Raw genomic sequence first — 8,350 nt, forward strand, 5'->3', positions numbered from 1 at the left:
GTGCGTCGGTGGAGCTCGCCTTCACCGACGCGTCCGTGGACGTCGCCGAGGGGCCGGGGCGCGACCCCGCCCGTCTCGTGGAGCAGCTGGCCGGGCTGCAGGAGGCCCTCGGGGTCCCTGTGGTACGGATGCACCAGGTGCACGGCGCGGGCGTGAGCGTGGTGACGTCGCCGACCAGTCCGGTCCCCAGCGCAGACGCGCTGGTCACGGACGTCCCCGGCGTGGCGTTGATGACCCGCGCGGCCGACTGCGTGCCTGTCGTCCTCGCCGACGTCCCGCGCGGAGTCGTCGGGGCCGTGCACAGCGGTCGCGCGGGCGTCGAGGCCGGCGTGGTGCCGGCCGCGGTGAGCCGCATGCGTGACCTCGGTGCCGAGGACCTGCAGGCGTGGGTGGGGCCGCACGTGTGTGGCGCCTGCTACGAGGTGCCCGCGTCGATGCGGGCCGAGGTCGCCTCGGCGGTCCCGCAGACGTGGGCGGAGACCGCGTGGGGCACCCCGTCCCTCGACCTGGGGGCCGGTGTGGTCGCGCAGCTCGAGGCCGAGGGCGTGGCCCACGAGCTCGTCGGCGGCTGCACCCTGGAGGACCAGTCCCTGTGGTCCCACCGCCGTGACGGCGAGCGGGCGGGCCGTCTGGCCGGACTCGTGTGGGTGACGGCATGAGCAGACGTGAGGAGCTCGCGGGCAACCTCGCGGCCGTGCGCGAGCGGATCGACGTGGCCTGCCGTGCGGCTGGCAGAGCGCCCGAGGACGTCGCCCTCGTCGTCGTGACCAAGTACTTCCCGGCCTCCGACGTACGCCTGCTCGCGGAGCTGGGCGTCACCGACGTCGGGGAGAACCGGCACCAGGAGGCGCAGGCCAAGGCCGCCGAGTGCTCGGACCTCGGTCTGCGCTGGCACTTCATCGGCGGTCTGCAGAGCAACAAGGCGGCGGCTGTCGCCGCCTACGCCGACGTCGTGGAGTCCGTCGACCGGTCCAAGCTCGTGGCCCCGCTGTCGCGTGGCGCGGTGGAGCGGGGACAGTCGGTCGACGTGTTGGTCCAGGTGAGCCTGGATCCGCCCGGCGCCGACCACCGTTCCGGCTGCCCCGTCGCGGAGCTGTCCGCGGTGGCCTCCGCGGTGGAGGAGGCCGAGGGGCTGCGGCTCGCCGGCCTCATGGCCGTGGCGCCGCTGGGGGAGGACCCCGGGACGGCCTTCGACCGGCTGGCGGCCGTACGCGCGGAGTTCCTGCCCGCGTTTCCGCAGGCCACCGCGCTGTCCGCAGGAATGAGCGGGGACCTCGAGGCCGCCATCGCCCGGGGCGCGACACACGTACGCGTTGGGTCCGCGGTCCTCGGTGAGAGGCCCACGATCAAGTAATGTCCAGAACTGTCAACTGGCGTCCCGGATCGGACGCCCAGCAACCCGGAGGATCTGACTCATGAGCGGCGCGATGCGCAGGATCGGCGAGTACCTCGGCCTGCTCGAGGACTCCGACAACTACGACCAGGTCGACGTCGACGACGAGACCGCCCAGCACGAGGCGGTGGACACCCGTCGTGCACCGCGTGAGGCGCGTCCCGCGCCCGTCGCTGACCTGTCCGAGCGCCGTCGTCCGACGGCTGTGTCCAGTGGAGTCGTCGAGTTGAGCCGAATCATCACCCTGCAGCCCCGCAACTACAACGAGGCCCGCCTCGTCGGCGAGAACTACCGCGACGGCACCCCGGTGATCATGAACCTCACCGAGATGGACGACAACGACGCCAAGCGTCTCGTCGACTTCGCCGCCGGGCTGATCTTTGCCACGCGTGGCAACATCGAGCGCATCACCAACAAGGTGTTCCTCCTCTCGCCTCCCAACGTCTCGGTCACGGCCGAGGACAAGGAGCGCATCGCCGAGGGTGGCTTCTTCAACCAGAGCTGAGTTCGGTTCGTGTCAATCCTGGCTTCGGTCCTCTACGGACTGCTGTCCGTCTTCCTCCTGCTGCTGTGGGTGCGTTTCATCGTGGACTGGGTCCAGGTGTTCGCCAGGCGGTGGGAGCCCCACGGTGTCCTGCTCGTCGCGCTCGAGGGCGCGTACACGGTGACGGACCCTCCGATCATGGCTCTGCGGCGGGCGATCCCGCCGTTGCGGCTCGGTGCGGTCGCGCTCGATCTCAGTTTCCTGATCGTCATGATCGTCACGTATCTGTTGTGGCAGGCGACCGGCAGTTGGGCCGCTAATGCCGCGTGAGGCGGCAGAAGAAGGCAGGATGAGACTGGTTCCCTGAACCACCAGTCACACGGGTCACTGTCAGTCCGTGTCATTGGAGCGCTATTGTCTGCTGACAGCATTTCCCGATTGTCGACTTGAAAGTTTGGGTGAGGTCATGCCGCTGACGCCTGAGGACGTGAGCAACAAGCGCTTTACTCCTGTTCGTCTCCGCGAGGGTTACGACATGGGAGAGGTCGACCAGTTCCTCGACGAGGTCGAGGCCGAGCTCGCTCGACTGACCAAGGAGAACGAGGAACTGCGCGCCAAGCTGGCTGCCGCTCAGGCCGGCGCCGCTTCCGCTCCGTCGCGCCCGGCCCCCGAGCCGGCCAAGTTCGAGCCCCCGGCTCCCACGCCCGCCCCGGTCCCCGTGGCCGCGCCGGCTCCCACGCCCGCTGCTGCGCCCGCGCCCGCCCCGGTCCAGACGCTGCGCGTCGAGACCGTCCCCGACGCGTCCAACGCCGCGGCCCGCCTGCTCGAGATCGCCACGCGCAACGCCGACGAGCTCGTCGAGGAGGCCAAGAACGAGGCCGACCGCATCGTCGGCGCCGCCCGCACCAAGGCGGAGCGCCTCGAGAGCGAGTCCAAGTCCAAGGCCGACCGCATGGAGGCGGACGCCCGCCAGCGTGCGCAGATGCTCGACTCCGAGACCGCCGAGCGTCGCCAGGTCATGTTCGGCGACCTGGAGAAGGAGCGCGACAAGCTCAACAGCGACGTCGAGACCCTGCGGGCCTTCGAGCGCGAGTACCGTTCGCGCCTCAAGACGTACTTCACGCAGCAGCTGGAGACTCTGGCCGGTTCGCCGGAGACCCAGGCTCCGGGCGAGGGTTCCTCCGCCCCCAAGCGTCTGCGTTCGGTGCTCGGCGAGGACGAGAACTGACCCGTTCATCCGCTGACGGCCGACCTTCGGGTCGGCCGTTCGGCATTTCCCCCGAAAGGCGGCTTGGTCTGCAGCCACCGACGCGTTAGTGTCCGTGGTCCGTGTGGCAGAGAGCACATGTTCTCGAGGGTGAGGAGATTCGCATGACACGTACTCCCAGCACATCCGTTGCATCGAACCAGACGGGCACCGTCACCCCCGCAGCAGCACGTCGCGCCGCCGCGCGACGCCGTGCCAAGCTCGACCTGTCCGCGCTCGTCGTGGGCGCCGACGAGTCCAGCTGGACCGACGAGGAGATGGACGAGGTCCTCGCGGACCTGGGACGTCAGCGTGAGCGGATCACGCGCGTGATCGCCGACCTGGAGCACGAGATCGCCGGCCTCATGAAGGACGCGGGCGACGGTGCCGGGCACGACCAGGCCGACGTGGGAGCCACCACGCTCGAGCGCGACCACGACATCACCCTGGTCAGCACCGAGCGGGGGCTGCTCGAGCAGATCGACCGCGCTCTGGAGCACATCGACGAGGGCACGTACGGGGTGTGCGACTCCTGCGGTGGCGCCATCGGCAAGATGCGGTTGATGGCCTTCCCCCGTGCCACACTGTGCATGTCATGCAAGCAGCGCGAGGAACGTCGCTGAGCCCTGGAGGCTCGGGAGACAACAGTCCGTCCGTCAACCCGCGTCGTCTCCGGCTGGTCTTCGCCGGCATCGCCCTCGTGGCGTTCGTCGTCGACCAGGCCAGCAAGGAGTGGGCGCTGCGTGCGCTCGCCGACCGCGACATCGCGCTCCTGGGCGACTGGTTCGGCCTGACCCTGGTGTTCAACCCCGGTGCCGCGTTCGGCACCGGGACGCGGTTCACCTGGGTGTTCAGCTGCTTGGCGCTCGTGGCCATGTCGGTCGTGCTCTGGCTGAGTCGTCGGCTCGGCAGCCGCCTGTGGGCGGTCGGCTTCGGCCTCCTGCTCGGTGGCGTGGCCGGCAACTTCGCCGACCGGCTCTTCCGTGCCCCGGGGCCGATGCGCGGGCACGTCATCGACTTCTTCCAGCTGCCCAACTGGCCGATCTTCAACGTGGCGGACATCTGCATCAACGCGGCCGCGGTCGTGATCGTGCTGCAGACCTTCCGGGGCATCAACCTGGACGGCACCCGCGAGGGGGCCGAGGCGGCGGACGAGGACGGTGCTCCCGTCAAGGCGGAGCCAGAGGTCTCCGGCCCCGACACCTCCGAGGACGCCTCGTGAGCGGCCACGCGGACCAGCGCACCGTCCTGGTCCCCGAGGGGTTGGCAGGGGAGCGCGTGGATGCGGCGATGGCGCGCATGTTCGGGTTCTCCCGCACCAAGGCGGCCGAGCTCATCGCGGCCGGGCACGTCCACCTGGACGGGGCCCCGGCCACCAAGAGCGAGCGGGTCCACCCCGGTGTGATGCTGGACGTGACCATCCCAGCCGTCGTCGACCCGCTGGCCGTGGTGCCGGAGATCGTCGAGGGCATCAAGATCATCCACGACGACGACTCGATCGTGGTGATCGACAAGCCCGTCGGCGTCGCCGTGCACCCCTCGCCGGGCTGGAGCGGTCCGACCGTGGTCGGTCACCTGGCCGGCGCCGGCTTCCGCATCTCCACCAGTGGTGCAAGCGAGCGTCAGGGCATCGTGCAGCGTCTCGACGTCGGCACCTCCGGCGTGATGGTGATCTGCAAGTCGGAGCACGGCTACTCCAAGCTCAAGAACGCCTTCAGGCGTCGTACGGTCGACAAGACGTACCACGCGCTGGTCCAGGGGCACCCGGACCCGCTGGAGGGCACCGTCGACGCCCCCATCGGCCGGCACCCCAAGTTCGACTACAAGTTCGCTGTGATGGCCGACGGCCGCCACAGCATCACGCACTACGAGACGCTCGAGGCGCACCGGTTCGCGAGTCTGCTCGAGATCCACCTGGAGACGGGGCGTACGCACCAGATCCGGGTGCACATGAGTGCGCTCAAGCACCCCTGCGTCGGTGACATGACGTACGGCGCGGACCCCGTCCTCGCGCGTCGAGTGGGGCTGGAGCGCCAGTGGCTGCACGCGGTGAGGCTCGGCTTCGAGCACCCCGACTCCGGTGAGTACGTGTCGTTCGAGTCGCAGTACCCCGACGACCTCGCGCACGCCCTGGACGTCATCCGTGACGCCCACTGAGGGCGAGGCACGACTCACGCTCAGGCAGGCACTGCTGGCCGACTGCGGACGCCTGGCGTCGCTGCACGTGGCTGCCCGGGCGCAGGCGCCGATGCCGGCCTCGGTGCACGACGTGGCCCGCGTGCAGAGCTGGCTGGAGGGTCGTCTCGGGGCGGACGAGACCTGGGTGGCCGAGCGCGGGGTGCGGGTCGTCGGCTACGCCCGGTTCGGGCAGGACTGGCTCGACGACCTGTACGTCGACCCGCACGCCTGGCGCGACGGGGTCGGCACCGCCCTGCTCGACCTGGTCAAGGCTCGACGCCCAGCTGGGTTCTCGCTGTGGGTGTTCGAGAGCAACGCCCCTGCGCGCAGGTTCTACGCCCGCCATGGTCTGGTCGAGCTGGAGCGCACCGACGGTGACGCGAACGAGGAACGCAGCCCGGACGTACGGGTGGTGTGGCCCGGCGCCGAGCCACGGGCGTACCTGAGCCGCCTGCTCGACGACGTCGAGAAGGACCTCGACGAGCTCACCCAGCGCCGCGCGGCCCTGCTGGCCGCCCTGGACTCAGCGCCGGGTGGTGCAGCGCTCGCCTGACCAGCCGGTCCGGAACATCGTGGGCCCCTGGGTGGGGAACTCGGCCCGCACCCGGAAGCACGTCCTCACGGCGCGCTCGAGCGTCGGCGACGTCACGTCGAACTCGTACATCTGGAGGTCGCGGTGCGTGGCCGGGGTGCGCCACCGCGCGCCCTTGATGCGCTTGCCGCGGCGGTGCGTCTCACGCACCTGGACGTCCCAGTTGACGGCGTCGAGGTACGCCTCGGGCCAGGAGTACGGCGGGACCGTCCACCGCAGGTGGACCCGCTTCTTGCGGCTCTTCTTCGCCAGCCCCCGCATGGACGGGTAGCCGGTGTTCCCGCAGTACTGGTCGTAGGTCGGGTGGGAGCCGACGCAGACGGTGACCGGACGTCGTGCCGCGTGACGGACGGTGGCCTTCCACGTCCCGTCCGCGTTGACGGTGACCGGCACGCTCGTGGACGTGCCCTGGACCCACATGTTCAGCGGCGGGCCCTGGGTGGGGGAGCCGCCGCGCACACCGCGCATCGTCGTGGAGTTGGTCGAGTCGACCATCGAGGTGGGGCCGGAGGGGTACTGGTAGCCGGGAACCGTGATGTCGCGGCACGCCACCTCGGGGTTGGAGTTGTCGGGCGTGATCGCGTAGGCGCAGACCCTCTGCGGTCCGACCGGGGCGCGGCCCCGCACCCAGTACGCGTGGTTCCCGACGTCGGAGCGGTACAGGTTGGCCTGGGTCTTGCCGACCAGCTGCCAGGACTGTGTCGCGGTGTGGCTGTGGACGTGGACCTCGACGACCCGGTCGGGCTGGTCGAAGTCCCGGGCCCAGCCCTGGACGACGATCTCCGCGCCGTACGTCTCGATGGTGAGGGAGTCGATCGTGCCGTTGAGGTTCACCGCGTGTGCTGCGAGCGGTGGCGCGAGCTGGGTGAGTGCGAGCGCGGTGAGGACGGCGAGCGCGCGGCGCCGCCATGCGGTGGCACGGCGTGGCCGTCCCGTACGTGCAGTGGACATCGTGCAACCCCCGTGGTGCGTCTCGCCGTGTCACGTCGACGGGGTGAGCCTAACCTCCGCGCAGGGTCGTGATTGTCGGTGCCGCCTGTCAGGATGTGGCGAGCCGACGACGTAGGCTGGGGACCTTCCCCGACCCGGCCACGCACGTCCCGTCGTCCGGTGGTTCCTGTCCGTCCCAACCCCAGGGAGAGATCGCCCAGCATGGCCGCCGGCACTGGTGACTTCGTCCACCTCCACGTCCACACCGAGTACTCGATGCTGGACGGCGCCTCGCTCCTCGACGGGCTGTTCACCCGGGTCAACGACCTGGGCATGTCGTCGATCGCGATGACCGACCACGGCAACCTGCACGGTGCGTACGACTTCTGGAAGAAGGCCAACAAGTACGGCGTCAAGCCGATCATCGGCATCGAGGCGTACCTCACGCCGGGCACCCCGCGCGGCGAGCGCAAGCGGGTGCGGTGGGGCAAGGGCGACGTCGCCGAGGAGGGCGGCAACGACGTCGCCGGTGGCGGCGCGTACACCCACATGACGATGTGGGCCGAGAACACCGAGGGCATGCACAACCTGTTCCGGCTCTCGTCACGCTCGAGCCTGGAGGGCTACTACTTCAAGCCGCGCATGGACAAGGAGATCCTCGCCGAGCACAGCAAGGGGCTGATGGTCTCCACCGGCTGCCCCTCGGGTGCGATCCAGACCCGGCTGCGCCTGGGCCAGTACGACGAGGCCGTGCGCGAGGCCGGCGAGCTGCAGGAGATCTTCGGCAAGGAGAACGTCTTCCTCGAGCTGATGGACCACGGCATCGACATCGAGAAGCGGGTCCGCGACGACCTGCTGCGCCTGGGCAAGCAGATGTCGATCCCGCCCATCGCCACCAACGACTCGCACTACAACAACCCCGAGGACGCCGACGCCCACGACGCCCTCATCTGCGTGGCGTCCGGCAAGAGGCTCGCCGACCCCAACCGTCTCAAGTTCGACGGAGGTGGCTACTACATCAAGTCCGCCGCCGAGATGCGTGAGCTGTGGGCCGACCGCTTCGGGATGCCCGAGGCCTGCGACAACACGCTGCTCATCGCGGAGCGCTCCAACGTCGAGTTCACCGAGTCCACCGGCGGCTACATGGCGCGCGCGGACATCCCGGCGGGCGAGACCGAGGAGTCGTGGTTCCGCAAGGAGGTGTGGCGTGGCATCGAGAGCCGCTACCCCGGCGACCGCCTGACCGAGGAGGTCAAGGAGCGCGTCGAGATGGAGCTGGCGATCATCTCGCAGAAGGGCTACTGCGGCTACTACCTCGTGGTCGCGGACTTCATCCAGTGGTCGAAGGACAACGGCATCCGGGTCGGTCCGGGGCGTGGTTCCGGTGCCGGTTCGATCGCCGCGTACGCGCTGCTGATCACCGACCTGTGCCCGCTGGAGCACGGCCTGTTCTTCGAGCGGTTCCTCAACCCTGAGCGCCCCTCGATGCCTGACTTCGACATCGACTTCGACGACGCCCGCCGCGGC

The 8,350-nt window shown here is 69.8% G+C and carries 11 protein-coding genes; 10 read left to right on the plus strand and 1 reads right to left on the minus strand.

All coding sequences use genetic code 11. The features are described from left to right. The first annotated feature begins 8 nt into the window (after positions 1 to 8). From ACI379_RS12460 to ACI379_RS12500, 9 genes are all read left to right on the plus strand, one after another. On the plus strand, positions 9 to 659 hold the full coding sequence (locus ACI379_RS12460; RefSeq protein WP_439792412.1) for a polyphenol oxidase family protein: 651 nt from the start codon (positions 9 to 11) through the stop codon (positions 657 to 659). After that, complete coding sequence (locus ACI379_RS12465; protein ID WP_439792413.1) at positions 656 to 1,354, plus strand: YggS family pyridoxal phosphate-dependent enzyme; 699 nt, start codon at positions 656 to 658, stop codon at positions 1,352 to 1,354. The genes ACI379_RS12460 and ACI379_RS12465 overlap by 4 nt, the downstream gene beginning before the upstream one ends. Positions 1,355 to 1,415: 61 nt before the next feature. Then, positions 1,416 to 1,898: a cell division protein SepF gene (locus tag ACI379_RS12470; protein WP_439792414.1), complete on the plus strand. Its 483-nt coding sequence runs from the start codon at positions 1,416 to 1,418 to the stop codon at positions 1,896 to 1,898. 9 nt (positions 1,899 to 1,907) lie between these two features. Beyond that, a complete protein-coding gene (locus ACI379_RS12475) occupies positions 1,908 to 2,207 on the plus strand; it encodes a YggT family protein (RefSeq protein ID WP_439792415.1) in 300 nt (99 codons plus the stop codon). Between the two features lie 136 nt (positions 2,208 to 2,343). After that, positions 2,344 to 3,105, plus strand: coding sequence for a DivIVA domain-containing protein (locus ACI379_RS12480; protein ID WP_439792416.1), 762 nt, complete (start codon positions 2,344 to 2,346; stop codon positions 3,103 to 3,105). Positions 3,106 to 3,248: 143 nt separating this feature from the next. After that, positions 3,249 to 3,746 (plus strand): TraR/DksA family transcriptional regulator, encoded by a 498-nt coding sequence (locus ACI379_RS12485; protein ID WP_439792417.1) that lies wholly within the window; start codon positions 3,249 to 3,251, stop codon positions 3,744 to 3,746. Further along, entirely contained in the window at positions 3,719 to 4,345 is a 627-nt protein-coding gene (gene lspA / locus ACI379_RS12490) for a signal peptidase II (RefSeq protein WP_439792418.1), read from the plus strand. Before ACI379_RS12485 ends, lspA begins: the two co-directional genes overlap by 28 nt. Continuing rightward, a complete protein-coding gene (locus ACI379_RS12495; protein ID WP_439792419.1) occupies positions 4,342 to 5,280 on the plus strand; it encodes an RluA family pseudouridine synthase in 939 nt (312 codons plus the stop codon). Before lspA ends, ACI379_RS12495 begins: the two co-directional genes overlap by 4 nt. Further along, positions 5,267 to 5,854, plus strand: a complete 588-nt coding sequence (locus ACI379_RS12500) for a GNAT family N-acetyltransferase (RefSeq protein ID WP_439792420.1) — start codon at positions 5,267 to 5,269, stop codon at positions 5,852 to 5,854. The genes ACI379_RS12495 and ACI379_RS12500 overlap by 14 nt, the downstream gene beginning before the upstream one ends. Here ACI379_RS12500 and ACI379_RS12505 read toward each other — a convergent pair. After that, entirely contained in the window at positions 5,825 to 6,844 is a 1,020-nt protein-coding gene (locus ACI379_RS12505; protein WP_439792421.1) for a hypothetical protein, read from the minus strand. The two genes, ACI379_RS12500 and ACI379_RS12505, sit on opposite strands and share 30 nt — an antisense overlap. A 201-nt stretch (positions 6,845 to 7,045) precedes the next feature. On the opposite strand from ACI379_RS12505, the gene dnaE reads away from it, so the two are divergent. Then, positions 7,046 to 8,350: DNA polymerase III subunit alpha (gene dnaE / locus ACI379_RS12510; protein ID WP_439792422.1), on the plus strand; the 1,305-nt coding region annotated here is incomplete at its 3' end.

The organism is Nocardioides sp., assembly GCF_051876515.1.
Taxonomy (GTDB): Bacteria; Actinomycetota; Actinomycetes; order Propionibacteriales; family Nocardioidaceae; genus Nocardioides.

What these genes read in the sequence shown, in the direction of transcription:
- ACI379_RS12465 (WP_439792413.1), top strand. Translation starts at nt 656, where the DNA reads ATGAGCAGACGTGAGGAGCTCGCGGGCAACCTCGCGGCCGTGCGCGAG.
- ACI379_RS12470 (WP_439792414.1), top strand. Translation starts at nt 1,416, where the DNA reads ATGAGCGGCGCGATGCGCAGGATCGGCGAGTACCTCGGCCTGCTCGAG.
- ACI379_RS12480 (WP_439792416.1), top strand. Translation starts at nt 2,344, where the DNA reads ATGCCGCTGACGCCTGAGGACGTGAGCAACAAGCGCTTTACTCCTGTT.
- ACI379_RS12485 (WP_439792417.1), top strand. Translation starts at nt 3,249, where the DNA reads ATGACACGTACTCCCAGCACATCCGTTGCATCGAACCAGACGGGCACC.
- lspA (WP_439792418.1), top strand. Translation starts at nt 3,719, where the DNA reads ATGCAAGCAGCGCGAGGAACGTCGCTGAGCCCTGGAGGCTCGGGAGAC.
- ACI379_RS12505 (WP_439792421.1), bottom strand. Translation starts at nt 6,844, where the DNA reads ATGTCCACTGCACGTACGGGACGGCCACGCCGTGCCACCGCATGGCGG.